Raw genomic sequence first — 18832 nt, 5'->3', positions numbered from 1 at the left:
CCGGCGGCAGCCACCGTTCGAAAATCCTCAGTCCCAGGCCACCGTTTCGGTCACCTTGATGCCACGCCTGGCCAGTTCGTCGAAAAAGGGTCCATCGGGCACATGCTGCAGCGGGTTCAAAAGGCCTGGTTGGGTGATCTCGCGCCGCGCCAGCATCTGCGCCACGATGCTGGCGGGATAGCCGACGCCGAGGCTCATGCCGAACAGGCCCGAGGCCAGGTCGCGTTCGATGATGAGGTCCGACGTCACCGTCTTGCGGCGGCCGCCTTCGAGACCGGAAAAGACATTGCGCATCACGCAAAGGTCCTTCTCGTCGGCGCCATATTGCAGTTGCGGGCCGAGCAGCCGGCCGAGAAATTCGCGCGGGCTGGCGCTTGTGCCGGGCACCTTGTCTTCGGAGAGGAAGCCGAGCTCCTTCAGCGGCGCCCAGAACGCCGACCAGCCCGGCCAGCGCAGCGTATAGCGGCCCGAGCGCTGCAGCCCCTTGGCGGCAGCCAGCATCTCGACATAGTGCAGCGCGTCGCCATTGGGGAAGGCTTCCAGCCGGCCGAGGCCGGCGACCTCGATCTCGTGGATGAAGCGGTTGTCGTGCTGTCGGCCCGCCGACACTTCGACGCGCTTGCCATCCTCGATCATCACGCTGTCGCGGTTCTGGCTGACCAGAACCATGTCGAAATTCCAGCTCACCTTGTAGCAAAGCGGCTTGGCCATCGCCTTCGGCTCGGGGATGCCGCCACAATAGGAATCGATCGAGGAGATTGAAGAGAACTGCTTTGCGGCGCGCGCGTAGAGCACAAGGTCGATGCCGGGGTCGAGCCCGCATTCGGTCATGATCGAAACACCGGCCTGTTCAGCCTCCGGCGCCAGATCGGCAATCGCCTTGCCGTAATTGGTGGTGACCAGCGGCGTGCGCGTTGCGATCGCAGCCTGCACCGCCTCGCGCATCAATGGCTGCGGCAACAGATCTATGACGGAGTCGACATCGGCCAGCGTGGTCGCCAATGCCGGACCGATGGCGCCTTCGGGCACGACGAAACGCACGCGAGAAAGATCGGTCAGTCCGGCAAGCCGGGCAGGGCCGTCAGCTGCGGTATCGACGCAGACGATTTCCTCGACGCCGGCGCTGGCGACGAGATCGGCGATGGCCGCCCGGCCCTGCAGGCCGAGACCGCCGAGAACCGCCACTCTCATGCCGGCTCCTTGCGGGCCGGTGTGTCTTCCGACCAGCAGCCTTCTGGCAGGCTGACCCATTTGTTGCACGACGCCATGACGACGAAGGTCTCGCTGCGCACCACTTCGCCGGGAATGCCAGCGCCCGGGATCAACTCGCTGGTGATGCGGTAGAGGTCGGCGACATCGCCGGCCACGGTCACGTCCACGATGATGTCGAAGCGTCCGGTGACCACGGAGGCTGAGTTGACGAAAGGCAGTTCGGCAATGCGCTGCGCCAGTTCGCGGGCGCGGCCTCGCCCTTGCGCGTTGATGCCGACAATGGCCGAGATCAGCTCCGGGCGTTCGGTCAAATTAAGCAGCCCGACGATCTTCAAGAGGTTGCGGTCGAGCAGATTGCGCAGCCTTGAGCGCACCGTCGGCACCGAGATCGCCATCGTCTCGGCGAGCCGGTTGATGCCGGGTTGGGCATCCTGCGACAACAGCTTCACCAGCCGTCGATCGGTTTGATCGAGATGCTCACGCAAAGGGTAAGGCTTTCATAAAGGAGAAAAATGCGGGGGAATTTCTTCCTGATATGAAAATAGCCTATGAGAAATTTTTAATAACAGCAAGAGCGGAATTATCGCTCGCTGTTGTGCCAGCTTCGGGAAGACGGCGATCCCCCCGCGAGGGCGAGATCACCTATCATCGACGCATTCGTCAGTCGCTACGCCGATCGGCTGGCCCGAAAGATCGCCACAGCAGCCGCCGTCAGCGCCGCATTGCCGGAGGCCACCGTGCCATCCGGCAGCTCCTTGCCGTCCTCCAGCCCGACGCGCGTCGACCAGTTGCGCTCCGCCGCCCGGCGCACGAACGGCCAGACCGTGGCGTCGGCGCCATGCAAAAGGATGGCGCGCCGGATGCCGGCGCGCTCAAGCACCTTTTCGATGCCGTCCGACACGGCAAAGGCCTCGTCCAGCGTCTGCTCGGAGATTTCGATCAGGATACGCAGCACGCGTCCGCCGTGGTCTAGGCTGACAAGGCGCTCGGCGTCGGCGACTGACGCGAGGCCCGCCTCGATGCCGATGCCGCGTTGGCGCAGGCTCTCCATGACGATGGGCGCCGCCGCCTCGCTGAGATTGACCGACGCATAGTCCGGCAATTCGCGCCAGCCGGCGATGGCGACCAGCGTGCGGACATCGTCGTTCTCGATCCAGGCGCCGGTGGAGACGCCGATCAGCGTGCCGGGGCAGGCGCGGCGCAGCGCCGCAATGGTCGGATCCATCGCCGCCGGCGAAAGGCTCTCTCGCTTGTCGGCTCCGCGGGCATGGACATGCAGCTCCGCGGCACCGGCGGCGACACAGGCCGCGCCATCGCGCGCCATGGCTTCGGCGTCGAGCGGCAGCGTGGGATGAAAATCGGCGGAGCGCGCGCCATTGATGCAGGCCTGGACGATCATGGTGATGGTTCCTGTTTGCGACGAGCCTAACGCAGGGCGGAGAAAACCGGAATCGCGTTAGCGAAGTCTCCTGACAGGCCGCGATCCGTCGCGCCCCCCTTTGTCCTGCCGGACATCTCCCCCACGAGGGGGGAGATCGGCAGTTTCAATGCCGCGGCTCGGACTGTCTTCAGTCGATTTCCTCAGCCCAGATCAGACGCAGCAGGCGCAGCAGCGTTGCGCGCTCTTTTTTTGTCAGCCGCTGCAGGAACCGGTCCTCATGCCGGCGCACCTGCCTCCGCCATGCCGGCATGGCCTTTTTGGCTGCCCTGGTCAAAGCGAGCACCTGCATGCGTCTGTCCTGCGCATGCTCGTCACGTTCGACCAGTCCGCGCTCTTCGAGTTCGGCAAGCAGCGGCGCCATGTTGGCGCTTTTCATGCCGAGCAGGCGGCAGAGCTCGGCGGCGCTGATACCGGGTCGCTCGTCGATCAACGCCAGCATGCCATAGGTGACGGGACGCAGCGCTGCGTCGGCCAGTTCGACCGTGAAATCATTGAGCGCCAGGGCCGAGGCGCGCCGCAGATTGTAGCCGACCTGCGCGTCGAGCCTGTCTTCGGGGGCGATCTTGGTCATCTTGCCGGAACCGGTGCGATTTGCAGTCTCGTTCATGCTGCAATCGATCGCCGTGATCAAAACCCTTGTCAAGCAAAAAAGACTATGCAACATAGCGATTATAAAAGCTATGTAGCATAGCGATTAATGCAAGGAGGAGCACGGCTCTTCGCTTGCCATGCAAGACCGCAAGCAGGAGGAGACTTTCCATGACCGAAGAGACCGTAGCCTTCGACGTCGAGAACGGCATCGCCTGGGTGCGCTTCAACCGGCCTGAAAAACGCAACTGCATGAACCCGGCGCTCAACCAGCGCATGATGGAAGTGCTCGACCAACTGGAATACCGCGACGATTTCGGGGTGCTGGTGTTGTCAGGCGAGGGCAATGCTTGGTCGGCGGGCATGGACCTGAAGGAGTATTTTCGCGAGACCGAGGCCAAGGGGCTGGGCGCCGTTCGCAAGGCGCAAGGCGAAGCCTATGGCTGGTGGCGGCGGCTGCGCTGGTACCGCAAGCCGACCATCGCCATGGTCAATGGCTGGTGCTTTGGCGGCGGCTACGGTCCGCTGTTTGCCTGCGACCTCGCTTTCGCCGCCGACGAGGCGCAGTTTGCTTTGTCCGAAATCAATTGGGGCATCCTGCCCGGCGGCGGCGCAACCAAGGTGGTGGTCGACCTGCTGTCGATGCGCGACGCCATGTACCACGCGCTGACCGGCGAGCTCATCGACGGCAGGAAGGCGGCGGCCTGGAAGCTGGTCAATGAAAGTCTGCCGCTGGAAAAGCTGAAGGCACGTGTCACCGAAGTGGCGAACATTCTGCTGAAGAAAAACCCGGTCGCGCTGAAGGCGACCAAGGACGCCATCCGCCGCGTTGCCGAAATGACCTACGACAATGCCGAGGACTATCTGGTGCGCGCCCAGGAGGCGGCCAATTCCTACGACAATGACGGCCGCAAGGAAGGCATCCGCCAGTTCATCGACGAAAAGAGCTACAAGCCAGGCCTCGGCGCCTACGACAAGGCAAGGTGAGACATTCGATCGGGGAGGAGATGCGAGATGCCGGCCTGGACGACGCCCGATCCCGTGGCTTTGCATGCCGCGACGCAGCCCGAGCGCCTCGCTTGCGTCGACCTCGCTTCCGGGCGGCGCTGGACATACAGCAGGCTCGATGAAGCCATCCAGCGCTCTGCCGCCGTGCTCGAAAGCGGCTACGGCATCGGGCCGGGTCAGCGCATCGCCACTGTCGCCCGCAACAGCGCCGATCTCCTCATCCTGCAGCAGGCCGCCATGCGCCTCGGCGCCGTCTTTGTGCCGGTGAACTGGCGCCTCGCTGCGCCGGAGCAACAGGCGATCCTCGCCGATTGCGGTCCCGCGCTGCTGGTGCACGATGCCGCGTTTGATATGGCGCCGCCCAAGGACTGCATGACGGTCGAGGTCGTTGATTTCGCGGCGGCGGTGGCAGCGCAGGCGCCGGCGCCGCGCCGGCCTTTGCCGCCGGCCGATCAGCCATCGATCATCCTCTACACCTCGGGCACGTCCGGCCGGCCGAAGGGGGTGATCATCACCGAGGCCAACGCCTTCGCCACCGCGGTCAATTTCGGCGTGCTGGGGCGGGTCGGCAATGCAAGCATCTTCCTTTGCGACGCGCCGATGTTCCATGTCATAGGCCTCATCACCAGTCTGCGTCCGCCCTTGCTGCAAGGCGGCACCGTGCTGATCTCGCCTGGCTTCGAGGCCGGCCTCACCAATCGCCGGCTGGCCGACCCGGATCTCGGCGTCACCCATTATTTCTGCGTCCCGCAAATGGCAAAAATGCTACGCGAAGACGCGGCTTTCGCGCCGGCAAACTGGACCACGCTGACCGCCATTTTCACCGGCGGTGCCCCAAATCCTGCAGCCGACATTCTCTGGTGGCTGGAGCAGGGCGTGCGCATGGTCGACGGCTTCGGCATGACCGAGGCCGGCACCGTGCTCGGCATGCCGGTCGAGGCCGACCAGATCGCCCGCAAGGCGGGCTCCGCCGGCCTTGCGGGGCCGTCGCTGTCCTTGCGCATCGTCGATGAAGATGGCCACGACATCGCAGCCGGCGAGGCGGGCGAGATCTGGCTCAGCGGCCCCAACGTGACTCCGGGCTACTGGAACCGGCCGGACGAGACCGCGCAGGCCTTCACATCCGATGGCTGGTTCCGCACCGGCGACATCGCCCGCCGCGACGAAGACGGCTTCGTCACGCTGGTCGACCGCCGCAAGGACATGTTCATTTCGGGCGGCGAGAACGTCTATCCGGCCGAGGTCGAGATGGCGCTGCTCGATCATCCCGACATTGCCGAAGCAGCCGTCATCGGCATCGCCGACGAGCGCTGGGGCGAGGTGGGTCGGGCGTTCGTCGTCGCAAAGCCCGGCCGCGTTCCCGACCTAGCAACGCTCGCCGCTCACTGCGCCGCCCGTATCGCCCGCTACAAGGTGCCGAAGGAGTTTCTACCCATCGAGGCGCTGCCGCGCACCGCCTCCGGCAAGATCCAGAAACACGTCTTGCGCGGGTGGCCAGCGCCGGGTTGAGGTAGCGGGTGTATCGTTGCTGCGAAACCGCTTGGGACCCAGCTACTCGATCAGCAGCAAGCCGCGCTTCTTGTCGCCATCGCTGTCGATTGTGTCCATGGCCGAGAACAGGCGTTCACGCTCGATCAGCCAAGGCTTGTAGCGCTCGTTGACGTCGAGAACGAAAACCAAGTCCTTGGCCTCCAGATAGCCGCCGATCGGTGAAAAATGACCACTGCCGGCGCCAAATATCGTCTCTCGGGTAAAGTTGATGATGTAGCGGCGGCCTGGGTCGTTGGCGTGCTTCATGTGCTCGCGGAACTCGTCGGCGCTCAGATTCCGAAGCACGGAGACTTTACGCCCGGTTTTCGCCTGAGCGACGTCGGCAAGCTCGTCCAGCGTCAGACCGACGATGCAAAAGCCGGTCCAGCACTTTCCGGTTCCCGCGAGCACTTCGGCTTCGGTCGTCTCCTCTTCGCCGATCGAGCGGAATGTGTTTGCAACACTTGCCGGACCGCAGCGTGACCCGTTCGATTGCCAGTCAAGGTTGGCATTGAAGGTAGCAGCCACGGGCAACTTCCAGGCGCTGTCGATCAATGCCGGGGTACGAACAACCGACGACTGGATGGCGTCTGGCGAGACTTGGGACGGACCGACAATCAAAAATGCGGCACCGCAGAGCAGGCCGACGCCGGCAATCACAGCTGAAATGAAACTGCGCTTCATTGCTGAACCTCGAAGCAGACGATTTTGTCCGTCGGTCGATGTTGCGATGTCGGCCCCGAGACTACCATATACCGGCATTGCGTGGCAGAGCGCGCCGCCAGGGCGTCTGCGCCTTGCATTTTGCCCGGCCCCGAAAGGATTTTGCGATGGCTGAGTTGAAGGTCAGGACGCGCGTCACCGGCGCGACGGCAACACTGCTGCCAGGCGGCTTGCCTTCCATCACGACGCCGACCGGAGGCGCGGTCGATGTCGTAACCGGCGTCAGCGCGCCGGGCTTCAATCCGCTCGACCTGCTCTATGCCTCGCTCGCCGCCTGCATGGTGCTGAGCGCCCGCATCGCCGCCTCCCGCCTCGGCGTTGCCGCCGAGCTTGGCGAAGTACGCGCCGAGGTCAGCGGCGAGAAGGCCAAGGACGAACCGTCGCGTGTCGAAAAATTCAACATCAGGCTCGACATTTCAGGAGATCTCGACGCTGCGACGAAGCAGCGAATCGTCGAGGACGCCGAGGCGATCTGCACGGTGTCCAACACCCTGCGCGCCGCGCCGGAACTGCATGCGACGCTTGGGTGAGCGCAGAACGCCTCGCGCCGCCGCCAACCAAGGACCACCAGTTATGGCCATGATTCCCCCGATCGACTACGCCTCGGCATCGCAAGACATCCGCGCCGAGCACGACAGGGAGCTTGGCCTGCGCCGGCGCATGACCAACATGAAGCGGATCCTGCTGCATTCGCCCGCGGCGCACCGCATCTATGCCGAATGGTTCACTCTGCGCGATCTGTTGAAACCCACGCTCGACGACCGCGCCATCTGGCTGTTGTCGCTGGCGATCTCGCAAGTCTGCCGGGCCGAGATTCCCGTCACCTTCTTCCGCCGCGCGCTAATCGATAGCGGCCTCGATCCCGAGGCGATCGAGCCCAGCGCCGACGAAGCGTTGCTGATCGATTTTGGGAAGGCAGTCACTGCCAATGCCAATGCGGTTCCCGACGATGTCTGGGCAGCACTCAAAGCCCGCTACGACGACACGCTGCTGGTCAACCTCGTCGCCTTCGCCGGCATCATGGTGGCGACCTGCGTGTTCACCAACGCGGTGAGGGTCGACCTCGATCCGGAGTTGGAGGGGTATCGCCGCAAGGCGTGAAGCTGCCAATCTCCCCCCTCGTGGGGGAGATGCCCGGCAGGGCAGAGGGGGGCGCGAAGGATCGCAAACTTCTGCTGCTTGCCCAAGGTACGATCGCTATTGGCTGACAGGTCGGCGGGACAGCCCCCCTCTGGCCTGCCGGCCATCTCCCCCACGAGGGGGGAGATCAGCAGCTTCCCCCGTCTCCGCAGGAAACGGGTGGTTCACGTCCGCCGTTCGCCCCACTTTGCCCACAAGCAAAGGAGGCATCCATGACCATCCATTCGATAAGCACCAAACGCGCAGCCCGTTCAGCCGAAGCGCGCGTGGCGGCGCAGGACTGGAGCGCACTGATCGGCGAGCTGAACAGCCATGGCAGCGCCGTCATGCCGGCGCTGCTGTCACCCGAGGAGTGCGTCGAAATCGCCGCGCTCTATCCGCATGAGGAACATTTTCGCAGCCATGTGGTGATGGCCCGCCATGGCTTCGGCAAGGGCGAGTATCGCTATTTCCGCTACCCGCTGCCGGATCTGGTCGACGAGCTGCGCACCGCGCTCTATCCGCCGCTCGCCGGCGTCGCCAATGACTGGAACGAGCGCATGGGCGCACCACAGCGCTAACCCGATGACCACGCGGCGTTTCTCGAGCGCTGCCACGACCAGGGCCAGACGCGGCCGACGCCGCTTTTGCTCCAGTATGGCCCTGGCGACTTCAACTGCCTGCACCAGGATTTCTATGGCGATCTCGCCTTTCCCTTGCAGGTGGCGATCCTGCTGTCGCAGCCGGGTGAGGATTTCAGCGGCGGCGAATTCGTGCTGACCGAACAGCGCCCGCGCATGCAAAGCCGTGCCGAAGTGGTGCCGCTGACCCAGGGCGACGCGGTGATCTTTGCCGTGCACAACCGCCCCGTTCAAGGCACGAAAGGCCACTACCGAGTCAACCTCCGGCACGGTGTCAGCCGTCTACGCTCAGGCAAACGGCATACCGTTGGCATTATCTTCCACGACGCAAAGTAATGTCACCCGCTTCTGCGCGGTTCCGTCGTCCCGCTGGCTGTTCGAGATTGGCGCAGGCTCACACTTCGTCGACGTCGAACAGCAGCATCGTCAGGTCGTCGTCTCCTGGCGCGAGTATCCGCCGGTCAGCGGCGCAGGCGATGCCGATTTCGGTAGCAAATGCGCTCTGCATATCGGCGAGGCTGTCGAAATACAGCGTCCCGACCAGATACGGCATCTCGCCCGCTGAGCGCTTGATGATAGGCCGCCTGCTGATGTCGTAGCGCCGCAGGCCGGGAAGCTTCTTGGCCAGCGGCACATGAATCTCGAAATAGTGCCGGTCGAAAGCCTCAGGATCGGCCGGGGTTTTGTAGATCACGAGCATCTTGGCCATCTTCGTATTCCTGTCCTGTTGGTGTTGCCGGTTGCGGGGCCATGCAGGCCGCCGCGCCAATGTCGTTTCGCGAGGGCGGATTTCGACGATCCCTGGATTATTGTTTTCGTGACGGGCGACGGGGTCCGCGCCACCATCTGCGGCGCTTGTGCCTCTTCCCCCGCGACCCTCGTTCGCGTATGGCCCCGGGCAAATCCCTCAATTTCGCATCAGCCTCCCGGAAACCGCATGATCAGACTCGAAAGCATCGGCAAGCAGAACGGCCGCCAGATCGTCTTCATCGAGGCCTCGGCCGCCTTGCAGAAGGGCGAGAAGGTTGGCCTTGTCGGGCCGAACGGCGCCGGCAAGACAACCTTGTTTCGCATGATCAACGGTGAGGAGCAGCCCGACGAGGGCCAGGTGCAGGTCGATCGCGGCGTCACCATCGGCTATTTCAGCCAGGACGTCGGCGACATGGCAGGCCACAGTGCTGTGGCTGAGGTGATGAACGGCGCCGGGCCGGTCAGCGACGTAGCGGCCGAAATGGCCGAACTCGAGGCGGCCATGGCCGATCCCGACCAGGCCGACCGCATGGACGAGATCATCGAACAATATGGCGAGGCGCAGCACCGTTTCGAGGAGCTCGACGGTTATGCGCTCGACGGCCGCGCCCGCGAAGTGCTCGACGGTCTCGGCTTTTCGCAGGAGATGATGGACGGCGATGTCGGCAAGCTCTCGGGCGGCTGGAAGATGCGCGTAGCGCTGGCCCGCATCCTTTTGATGCGGCCCGACGTCATGCTGCTCGACGAACCGTCGAACCATCTCGATCTCGAAAGCCTGATCTGGCTGGAGCAGTTCCTGAAGGGTTATGACGGCGCGCTGCTGATGACCTCGCACGACCGCGAGTTCATGAACCGCATCGTCAACAAGATCGTCGAGATCGACGCCGGTTCGCTCACCGCCTATTCCGGCAACTACGAATTCTACCAGCAGCAGCGGGCGATCGCCGACAAGCAGCAGCAGGCGCAGTTCGAGCGCCAGCTGGCGATGCTGGCCAAGGAGATCGCCTTCATCGAGCGCTTCAAGGCCCGCGCCTCCCATGCCGCCCAGGTGCAGAGCCGGGTGAAGAAGCTGGACAAGATCGACCGCGTCGAGCCGCCCAAGCGCCGCCAGATCGTGAATTTCGAGTTCCAGCCGGCGCCGCGTTGCGGCGAGGATGTCGTCACGCTGAAGAATGTCCACAAGGGCTACGGCAGCCGCACCATCTATGAGGGGCTCGACTTCCAGGTCCGCCGCCGCGAGCGCTGGTGCATCATGGGCGTCAATGGCGCCGGCAAGTCGACTCTGTTGAAGCTGGTTGCCGGCGCCTCCGACCCCGACACTGGCACCGTCGCTCGAGGTCCAAGCGTCAAGATGGGTTATTTTGCCCAGCACGCCATGGAAGTACTGGAGGGCGAGCGCACCGTGTTCCAGACGCTGGAGGACGCATTTCCGCAGGCCGGCCAGGCGCCGCTGCGGGCGCTCGCCGGCTGCTTCGGCTTTTCCGGCGACGAGATCGAGAAGAAATGCCGGGTGCTGTCGGGCGGCGAGAAGGCGCGGCTGGTGATGGCGCTGATGCTGTTCGATCCGCCCAATCTTCTGGTGCTGGACGAGCCGACCAACCATCTCGACATCGCCACCAAGGAGATGCTGATCACGGCGCTCTCCCAGTACGAAGGCACCATGTTGTTCGTCTCGCACGACCGCCATTTCCTGGCCGCACTCTCCAATCGCGTGCTGGAACTGACGCCGGAAGGCATCCACACCTATGGCGGCGGCTACACCGAATATGTCGAGCGCACAGGGCAGGAAGCGCCGGGCCTGCGCGGGTAACCCACGCGTTGCTCGTTACTTGATCGGGTACCTTGGGTCAGCGCGCCTAAAGCAATTTCAGGAAAAGTGTGAAGCGGTTTTCCGCCCGAAATTGCGTCAAACCAAAGAGATAGAGCATCTCGCCGTTTCCGTGAAACGGTGAAATGCTCTGGCGAGAAGCTGCATTCCGAGGCCAGGACTGCTCCGCCTAGGGTTGCTCCTCACACGCGGCAAGTGCTTTGGCGACGCCGGCAACGAGATGTTCAACATCACTTGCATGTTCGTACGCAATCCCGGTTTGCGCAAACTGCATCGGCGAAAAGTCAGGCGCTATCCGCTTGACCTCTGCCATAATGCGCTGAGCTTCCTTCAGTTCGCCGAGTTGCGCGTGGCACCCCGCCAGCCTTGTCAGTCGCCAGGGGGACTTCGAGGGGACCTTGGACATGCTGACAATCGCGGCCTTGTAATCTCCAGCTGAGTATAGCGCGATGGAGCGATCATAGTGGTACCAATCAGGATGGATCGGGTTGATCCGTATTGCACTGTCAATTGCCGCGAGTGCTTCAAGAGGCCTGCCTCTCATCGAGAGCAAGAACCCCATTTGCGCGATCGTATCGGCGTCATAGGGATTGAGGTCGCGCGCGCGCTGAAGGTGATGTTCAGCCGCTTCGAACTGACGGGCAGAGATCAAAGCCTGGGCGAGCACGCGATGGCAGCGCGGCTCTTCCGGCGCCAAGGTCACAGCACACTCCGCGCGATCGATCAGTGAACCAAGCAATGCGGGGGATGCCTCGGCATAGCCACCGATAATGAGATCGGCGAGCGCGATGTAGGAATGCGCCAAGGCATAGGTCGGGTCCTTTTCGACCGCAGCCTGGAAAAGATCGCGCGCAGCCTCATTGTCATCATCGCCGTAACCACGCAGCCGGGCCAGTCCACGCAGGAGAAGCTCGTATGCGGCCAGGCTGCCCGGAGGCTTCGGGGTTGCCTGCTTGACACCTGCGTCGTCAAGGCGAGCGACCAGCCGGTTCACCACACGGCGGGCGATTTCTTCCTGCATGTCAAAGATCTGGCCGCCAGACGCGGAAAAGGTATCGCTCCAGAGGACTTCACCCGTCGAGGCAGTAATGAGACTGACGGTGACCCGCATACCGTCTGCGCGAGTCGTCGCCCTGCCGCGAACCAGATAGGTTGCGCCAAGGCTGTCGCCAACGGCACGCCAATCGGACGCGGAATCCGAGACAAAGGCAAATCCGGAATTGCGCGCCAGCACGACGACCGTTCCGAAGCGAGCCAACGCATTGACAATGTCCTCGGCGAAACCGTCGACCAAGGGGGTGTCTTCCGGCGCACCTTCATTGCTGAAACGCAGCACCGCAACGCGCGGCTGCGCGGAGCGCTCCTGCTTTGGCGCGTCGGGAGGAGAGAAGACGTAGCCGCGCTTGGCGACCGTGCGGATAATGGTTTGGCTTTCGTCCTGCAGCGCCTTTCGCAACTCCCTGACCGCCTGCGTCAGTGAGTCCTCGGTCACGAAGACATCAGGCCACACCGCCGACATCAGTTCAGACTTGGTCGCGACACGCCCGACATTCCTGCTGAGGTAGGTCAACAGGTCAAATGCCTTGGAGCGCAGAGCGACAGGTTTCCCGTCGCACAACAGCAGCCCGCGGGCAAGATCAAGCTCGCAACTGCCAAGTGCCAGTGGTATGTGCCCGGGGTTTTCTCGCGACATTGAATGCCGATCTGACCAGCTCGACCAAACGCTGCCTGATTGGGGTCTCAATCGGCGCGGACGTCAAGGGATCAGAAGAATTTGATCCGACTTCACCTTGGCTGGAAGTCATGCGCCTCTCCACGGCGATGATCTCGAGCATTTCGAACATTGTTCCAGGCATGGGCGCACAAGGGGACCCAGCCATGACGCTGGATGCAAATTCCAGGAGTTCCTGCCGGGCGGCTTGGCGCGTGTTCTCATTCGGTGACATGTTCGACCTCCTCCGGTTCGTCCTTGAGAACAGTGAAGCCTAAGAACGGGCGCGTACCGGATGATTTCTGAAATTCTGCTGAATCTTTCTGTCGATCCATATGTCGAGCGCAGGGGACAGGAAGCGCCGGCTGCGGAGGTAGAGCCATTTCAGGAAACGGTTCTTCCGTCCGCAATTGCACAAGCAGAGTCTGTCAACTCGCCGCCAGCCATTTGCGTGACTGGGCGAATGTCTTGAAGGCTTTTGCGTCCATCGGGTAGCCGAAAAGGAAGCCTTGCAGGATATCGCAGCCCAGCTCTTTCAGGATCTGCGCGTGCTCCATCGTCTCAACGCCCTCGGCGATCACTTCGATACCGAGCGACTTGCCGATGTCGATGATGGAAGACACCAGCTGCCGCTGCGCGGTTGAGCTGGTGATGGGTGTGACCAATTGGCGATCGATCTTGAGGCGCCGCGGCCGCAACTTCAAGAGCGAGACGATCGAGGCATGCCCGGTGCCGAAATCGTCGATCTCGATGTCGATGCCGAGCCCCTTGATGTGTTCGATGTTCCAGCTGACCAGTTCGTCGTTTTCGTCGAGGAAAATCGACTCCACCAGTTCGAACGACACGGTTCCTTGCCTGATGGGAAGCTTGCGCAAACCCTTGATCAGGTCCCTGTCTTCCAGGCGCCTGGCGGAAACGTTGACCGACACGCGCGGGATGTTGAGGTGGCTGTGCGACCAACGCTCGAAATTATCAAGCGCCTGCTCCAGGACAGTGCGGTCGATAAGCGCCACGACATTGAGTTCTTCAGCCACCTTGATGTAGGCGTCGGGGGTCAGCATGCCGCGTTGTGGATGATCCCAACGCGACAGCGCCTCGACGCCGACGATCTCCAGCGTCTTGGCGTCGAACTGCGGCTGGTAGTAGACGACGAACTCGTTCCGCTCGAGACCGCCCAGAATTTCGTCGGCGGTTTGCTTGGTCCGCACGATCTCGCTCTGCAGCTCTTCGTTGAAAAACTCGTAACGGTTGCGGCCACGGCCTTTCGCCCGATACAGCGCGAGATCGGCATTGACGAGCAGCTGCTTGGCATCGACGCCGCTGTTGGCCGCAATGCCGATGCTTACGCCGAACCGGCACTGGTGACCCAGATAGTCGATCGGCTGGCGCATCGCATCGATGATGTGGTCGGCAAGCGCGGCAAGCTCCTTGTCGTCGCGTCCATGGCTTAACACGAAAAACTCGTCGCCGCCGATGCGCGCAACGAAATCGGCCGGACCGACGCCGGCCTTGATGACTTTCGAAGCATGCACCAGCAATGCATCGCCCGCCGCGTGGCCGAGGGTGTCGTTGATCTGCTTGAAGCGATCAAGGTCGAGATGCAGCAACGCTGCGCGGCCCTCGGCTTCGCGGTTTTCGGCAAGCATCTCGTCCAGATACCGACGGTTGGGCAGACCGGTCAGCGAATCGTGCAGCGCGACATGCTCGATGCGGGCCTTGGCCATGTTCAGTTCGGCATTTTTCGATTCGGAAAGGCGACGTTCGCGCACGAGATTCTCGTTGAGCAGCACGTCCCAGGTCACGTCCCATTCAGCGCCGATCATTTTCGACGCGCCGTTGATGTCCTGGAAGAAACTGGCGCGTGTGCGGACATGGCGAATGGTGCCGTCCGGTCGCAGGAGCCGATACTGCGAAGAGTAGGGCCCCTGTGTCGCGGCAGCCGAATCGAAGTCCGCTTTCGCCCGCTCGAAGTCTTCAGGGTGGATCGACAGCGCCCAGTCGTTATAGCCGCGGGTCTTTCCGTCGGCGGGTTTGCCATAGATTTCGTTGATGCGGTCGTCCCATACGAGCTCGTTGCTGACGATGTCGTGCTCCCACACGCCTATCCCTGAGGCTTCCAATGCCAGCTCCAGCCGCCGGGACAGGCGCCTCAACTCGGCGTCATTTTTCTGTCGCTCACCGAAAAGACGTCCTGCCACGAGGATCGGCAGCACCACCAGCGCGCCGGCGAGCGCCATGAGCGTCCGCAGCAGCCACTCATTTTTCGGAGCAGCCGGCCAGCCGCCCTTCGGTATGGCCGAAATTTGCCAGGAGCCTGAAGGCAGTTGCACCTCTGCCGTCACCGGATTGCTGGCCACGACATTGTCGCCGCCGAAGAACAGTTCGCCACCGCCCCCAAGTGCATCCTTGCCGATGAGCGCGACATCGATATCGAGCTCAGGGTCGGTCAGTCCGCTCGCGCTGTAGAGCCGATCGATATCGATCACGGCCGAGACAATCCCCCAAAACCGGTCGCCGCCACCCGCCGTCGACACGAAGACGGGGATACGGCCGATGAAGCCACGTCCGCCCTGTGCCAATTTGACCGGCCCGGCGAGCACCAGTGCGCGCTGGTCGCGGGCGCGAAGCGCCGCCATGCGTTGCGCCTCGGTCTTGCGGTAGTCCAGCCCGATGGCTTTCTCATTGCCTTCCAGCGGGTATATCAGCGTGATGACGAGGTCGGGCGCGCCGGCGATATCGCGCAGTTGCGATTTTTGCTCGAACAAATTACGGGCGAGCGCCGCAAATCTCTGCTGGCCCATATAGGGCTCGGTAACGACCGCTGAAACGAGACCCTGAACCAGCTGGAGATTGCCGGTTATGTTGCCTTCGAGCTTGGCACGTATGATGTTGACCTTGGCCAGGACGTCAGCGCGCGCCAGCTGATCGGAGACCTCCCTGTTCCTCTGGTCGGCAACCAGGGCACAGACGAGAAGCACAACAAAGGCAATCGCCGCCGGCAAGTTGGCGGAAGAAAAAATGGCCCGTTTCAACCGGCCGGGATTGAACCTCGCTCCTGCCAATTCGATTTGGGTACCTTTCCAGTAGTCCGTCCGTCGACCATAGTAGCTAAAGTTTAAATTTGAACTTCAAGGCGCTCCTGAGACTATACGTTGAGATCTTGGTTGTCAGCATAGGGGGCGAAAGCTGAGTGCCATGCGACGAAAACAAAGGTCCAGAGCGGTTTCCTGAACAATGAATTGCGCAAGCAGCATCGGGCGGCCGCTCGCAACTTTCACATCTGAAGTCGCAAAAAGCCGCCTGATCTTGCTGCGCAGGGCCCGTCCGGGAGCTTACTTTCCTGCCATCTGATCGGCCAGCGCCTGCGCCTGGGCGAGCAGCGCCGGGAAGGCCGGGTCTCCCGGCAGATGCTGGCCCATGCAGGCGCGATAGGCGCTATCGCCCTTGTCCCAGGCGGCATTGGAGGACTCGAACGCCTTTTCGTCCTTGAGGTCCGACGCCTGGTACGCCTCCTGGAATTTCTGCGCGGCGGCATCGGCAGCAGCCCACACCGTATCGCAGGCGGCGATCTTCGGAACGGCGGGTGCCGCCGGCGCCACCATGATCCTCACGCTGTTGCCTTTGACGAGCGCAACGATGACCTCCTGCTCGTAGATCGGTCCGACATCCTGCGTCCAGCCGCCCAGCCGTGCGAAGGCAATGTCGGTGCCCTCAGGCGTCTTCAGTGGGAAGTCGAGCGTTCCCTCAAAGGCGGCGTCGCTGTTGATCGCCTGGGTATAGAAAGCATCGAGCTTCAGCGCCTCATCGATGCTGGCAGGCAGTTTGAAACTCTCGTCGGTCTCGGCGGCTTTGGTCTGGAGCCAGCGCTCCAGCAGCCCTCGCGTCGTCGCCACCAGGCTGGGGCCATCATCGCCTTTTATGTATCGCAAGCCGTCGAGCATGCCATAGCCGATGTCGGAGTCGCTGAGGCTTTCGATATTGATTGTGCCGGTTGCCGGAAAATCCTTGACCGCCAGCGGGCCGATGATGCCGGAAAGACGTTGTTGCAGGTCGGCCAGCGCCTTCTCGTTCTGGGCGTCGATCGTTTCGGTTGCCGTGTTCGCGTCGTTCAGCGCCGCGATGGCCGCAATCGCCTTGTCGCGCGCGACGATGTAGTCATCTTCCGGCGAGGCCGCGAAAGCCACGCTGCTCACGAGCGCGAACAGAAACATCCAGACCAACCGCATGATTTAAACCCCGCTCTATGTTCGATTCCAAGGATACATGACAACATTGGGCTGAAAAAAGACGGCGTCGGAGCTGCAGATCTCCCCCCTTGAGGGGGAGATGGCCGGCAGGCCAGAGGGGGTTGCCGCGCGTGAAGCGCTGACTCCCTTTGCTGCGCGAGACGACGTTAGCGATTCACGCGCAACGACCCCCTCTGTCGCCTTCGGCGACATCTCCCCCTCAAGGGGGGAGATTGGCGCCTAGTCACTCCTTGCGCTTCTCCACCTCCGCCTTCCTCAGCAGGAAGCGCTGGATCTTGCCGCTCGGGGTCTTCGGCAGTTCGGTGACGAACTCGACCTCGCGCGGGTAGGCGTGCGCCGAGAGCCGCCTCTTCACATGCTGGGCAAGTTCTTCGGCGAGCTCCGGGTTGCCCTTGTAGGCCGGCGCCAGCACGACGAAGGCCTTGACGATCTCGGTGCGCTGAGGATCGGGCACGCCGACTACCGCCGCCTCGTTAACCGCCGGATGCTCGATCAGCGCGCTTTCAACGTCGAACGGGCCGATGCGGTAGCCGGCCGAGGTGATGACGTCGTCGGCGCGGCCGATGAAGGACACCGAGCCGTCCGGTTCGTACTCCACCGTGTCGCCGGTGCGGTAATAGCCGCCTGATATCGCCGGCGTCTCGGCCTGATGATAACCCTCGAACCAGCGCAGCGGCGATCTGGCGATGTCGACGGCGAGAATGCCGGGCTGGTTGGGGCCGAGCTCGCGGCCCGCCTCGTCCAGCACCACCATGCGGTAGCCGGGCATGGCGAAGCCGGCCGAGCCTGCGCGCACGACATGCGCCAGGCCATGATGGTTGTTCACCATCATACCGTTTTCGGTCTGGCCGTAATGGTCGTTGATCGGGGCGGCGAGATTGGCGTCGAACCAGCGGATCACTTCCGGATTGAGCGGTTCACCGGCGCTGCTCACCACGCGCAGTCTGCCTTTGACACGAGCGGCAGCTTCCGCGCCTTCCGCCATCAGCAAGCGATAGGCGGTCGGCGAGCCGGCGAGGCTGGTGACGCCGAGCCGTTCGATGATGTCGTAGGTGCTTTTGGCGTTGAAGGCGCCTTCATAGAAGGTGGTCGCGATGCCGAGCTGCAACGGACCGGTGATGGCGTAATAGAGGCCGTAAGCCCAGCCGGGATCGGCGATGTTCCAGAAGATGTCGTCGGCTCGCAATCCGATCGCCTCGCGCATATAGGCGCCGAAGGCGAGCAGGGCGCGGAGCGGCACCGGCACGCCCTTGGGCAGGCCTGTCGTGCCTGACGTCGACATCATCATGAACAGGTCGTCGCCCTTGCGCATCACTGGTCCGCAGTCGGGCGAGGTGGCGGCAAGCGCGGCGCGGAAATCGATATCGCCTTCCGGCAGCGCCTCGCCGGGGCCAAGAATGGTCGCGATTTGCGCTCGCGTTTCGACCTCGTCGAGCTTGCCGCGATTGGCCGGGTTGGTCACGACGATCTTGGCGCCGCTATAGCCGAGACGATGCTCGATGGCCTTCGGGCCGAAGGCGGTGAACAGCGGCTGGTAGACCGCGCCAATGCGCCATGTGCCGAGGATCAGCGCCACCAGTTCAGGGATACGCGGCAGCATGCCGGCGACGACATCGCCGGCACCGACGCCGGCGGCCTTGAGCACATTGGCGGCGCGACCCGACATGTCGGCGAGATCGTCGAAACTGAATTCACTCAAGGTCCCGCTGGCCGAGATGGCGCGCAACGCCAGCCGGTTTTCACCGGTGTAGCGGCCGCAGCATTCGACATAGGCATTGATTCCGGTTGTAGGGTTACCATGCAACCGGGCGATCTCATCCTCGATGCGGAATTGCGCGAAGGCGTCGTCGTAACGCGGCAGATCGGCCGGCGTCTCGGTCATGGCAGTCCTCCCTTGCCGCCGCTCCATCTCCCCATGGTGCAGCCGGCGGCAGAATGCCTCAAATCGATGCTCTGGTCGATTGCGGCGAAAGTCGATGGGGCGGGAATGCGACGGAGAACAAGTCTGCGACAACCACCGCCCATTGACCTCAC

16 protein-coding genes and 1 pseudogene are annotated in these 18832 nt (G+C 63.0%); 7 read left to right on the top strand and 10 right to left on the bottom strand.

All coding sequences use genetic code 11. The features are described 5' to 3' along the window. Positions 1-27: 27 nt before the first annotated feature. The 4 genes from AC1DYO_RS14890 to AC1DYO_RS14875 all read right to left on the bottom strand — a co-directional run bounded on the left by AC1DYO_RS14890 (position 28) and on the right by AC1DYO_RS14875 (position 3260). Positions 28-1191, bottom strand: a complete 1164-nt coding sequence (locus tag AC1DYO_RS14890) for a saccharopine dehydrogenase family protein (RefSeq protein WP_477264374.1) — start codon at positions 1189-1191, stop codon at positions 28-30. Next, complete coding sequence (locus AC1DYO_RS14885) at positions 1188-1697, bottom strand: Lrp/AsnC family transcriptional regulator (RefSeq protein ID WP_477264372.1); 510 nt, start codon at positions 1695-1697, stop codon at positions 1188-1190. The genes AC1DYO_RS14890 and AC1DYO_RS14885 overlap by 4 nt, the downstream gene beginning before the upstream one ends. Before the next feature lie 182 nt (positions 1698-1879). Beyond that, the gene (locus tag AC1DYO_RS14880) at positions 1880-2611 is read right to left on the bottom strand and encodes a 3-keto-5-aminohexanoate cleavage protein (protein WP_477264370.1); all 732 of its coding nucleotides are present in this window, start codon (positions 2609-2611) and stop codon (positions 1880-1882) included. A 169-nt stretch (positions 2612-2780) separates the two neighbouring features. Beyond that, entirely contained in the window at positions 2781-3260 is a 480-nt protein-coding gene (locus AC1DYO_RS14875) for a MarR family winged helix-turn-helix transcriptional regulator (protein WP_477264368.1), read from the bottom strand. Between the two features lie 152 nt (positions 3261-3412). Between AC1DYO_RS14875 and AC1DYO_RS14870 the strand changes: the two genes are divergently transcribed. Together AC1DYO_RS14870 and AC1DYO_RS14865 are read left to right on the top strand one after the other, a co-directional pair. Then, on the top strand, positions 3413-4228 hold the full coding sequence (locus AC1DYO_RS14870) for a p-hydroxycinnamoyl CoA hydratase/lyase (protein ID WP_477264366.1): 816 nt from the start codon (positions 3413-3415) through the stop codon (positions 4226-4228). Positions 4229-4255: 27 nt separating this feature from the next. Continuing rightward, on the top strand, positions 4256-5758 hold the full coding sequence (locus tag AC1DYO_RS14865; RefSeq protein ID WP_477264364.1) for an AMP-binding protein: 1503 nt from the start codon (positions 4256-4258) through the stop codon (positions 5756-5758). A 42-nt stretch (positions 5759-5800) separates the two neighbouring features. Here the strand turns inward: AC1DYO_RS14865 and AC1DYO_RS14860 are convergent, their stop codons facing one another. Then, a complete protein-coding gene (locus AC1DYO_RS14860; protein WP_477264362.1) occupies positions 5801-6463 on the bottom strand; it encodes a phytochelatin synthase family protein in 663 nt (220 codons plus the stop codon). Between the two features lie 146 nt (positions 6464-6609). Between AC1DYO_RS14860 and AC1DYO_RS14855 the strand changes: the two genes are divergently transcribed. The 3 genes and pseudogenes from AC1DYO_RS14855 to AC1DYO_RS14845 all read left to right on the top strand — a co-directional run bounded on the left by AC1DYO_RS14855 (position 6610) and on the right by AC1DYO_RS14845 (position 8598). Further along, positions 6610-7032 carry an OsmC family protein gene (locus tag AC1DYO_RS14855; RefSeq protein ID WP_477264360.1) on the top strand — a complete coding sequence of 141 codons (423 nt, stop codon included), beginning with the start codon at positions 6610-6612 and terminating at the stop codon, positions 7030-7032. A gap of 43 nt (positions 7033-7075) precedes the next feature. Next, positions 7076-7603: a carboxymuconolactone decarboxylase family protein gene (locus AC1DYO_RS14850; protein ID WP_477264358.1), complete on the top strand. Its 528-nt coding sequence runs from the start codon at positions 7076-7078 to the stop codon at positions 7601-7603. Between the two features lie 251 nt (positions 7604-7854). Then, a pseudogene (locus tag AC1DYO_RS14845) lies at positions 7855-8598 on the top strand (2OG-Fe(II) oxygenase). A gap of 58 nt (positions 8599-8656) precedes the next feature. On the opposite strand, the gene AC1DYO_RS14840 reads toward AC1DYO_RS14845, so the two are convergent. Further along, positions 8657-8971, bottom strand: a complete 315-nt coding sequence (locus tag AC1DYO_RS14840) for an EthD family reductase (protein WP_477264357.1) — start codon at positions 8969-8971, stop codon at positions 8657-8659. Between the two features lie 228 nt (positions 8972-9199). Between AC1DYO_RS14840 and AC1DYO_RS14835 the strand changes: the two genes are divergently transcribed. Further along, on the top strand, positions 9200-10822 hold the full coding sequence (locus AC1DYO_RS14835; protein WP_477264355.1) for an ABC-F family ATP-binding cassette domain-containing protein: 1623 nt from the start codon (positions 9200-9202) through the stop codon (positions 10820-10822). A 187-nt stretch (positions 10823-11009) separates the two neighbouring features. Here the strand turns inward: AC1DYO_RS14835 and AC1DYO_RS14830 are convergent, their stop codons facing one another. After that, the gene (locus tag AC1DYO_RS14830) at positions 11010-12533 is read right to left on the bottom strand and encodes a winged helix-turn-helix domain-containing tetratricopeptide repeat protein (protein ID WP_477264353.1); all 1524 of its coding nucleotides are present in this window, start codon (positions 12531-12533) and stop codon (positions 11010-11012) included. On the opposite strand from AC1DYO_RS14830, the gene AC1DYO_RS14825 reads away from it, so the two are divergent. Continuing rightward, complete coding sequence (locus AC1DYO_RS14825; RefSeq protein ID WP_477264351.1) at positions 12533-12829, top strand: hypothetical protein; 297 nt, start codon at positions 12533-12535, stop codon at positions 12827-12829. The two genes, AC1DYO_RS14830 and AC1DYO_RS14825, sit on opposite strands and share 1 nt — an antisense overlap. Before the next feature lie 150 nt (positions 12830-12979). Here AC1DYO_RS14825 and AC1DYO_RS14820 read toward each other — a convergent pair whose 3' ends face one another. The 3 genes from AC1DYO_RS14820 to AC1DYO_RS14810 all read right to left on the bottom strand — a co-directional run bounded on the left by AC1DYO_RS14820 (position 12980) and on the right by AC1DYO_RS14810 (position 18680). Then, positions 12980-15583, bottom strand: a complete 2604-nt coding sequence (locus AC1DYO_RS14820) for a bifunctional diguanylate cyclase/phosphodiesterase (RefSeq protein ID WP_477264349.1) — start codon at positions 15581-15583, stop codon at positions 12980-12982. Positions 15584-15883: 300 nt separating this feature from the next. After that, positions 15884-16777 carry a hypothetical protein gene (locus AC1DYO_RS14815; RefSeq protein ID WP_477264347.1) on the bottom strand — a complete coding sequence of 298 codons (894 nt, stop codon included), beginning with the start codon at positions 16775-16777 and terminating at the stop codon, positions 15884-15886. Positions 16778-17021: 244 nt separating this feature from the next. Further along, positions 17022-18680 carry an acyl-CoA synthetase gene (locus tag AC1DYO_RS14810; RefSeq protein WP_477264345.1) on the bottom strand — a complete coding sequence of 553 codons (1659 nt, stop codon included), beginning with the start codon at positions 18678-18680 and terminating at the stop codon, positions 17022-17024. Positions 18681-18832: the final 152 nt, after the last annotated feature.

The organism is Mesorhizobium sp. P2_F5 (assembly GCF_056403715.1).
Note: the sequence above shows the minus strand (reverse complement) of the source record. Positions and strands in the feature narration are given on the sequence as shown.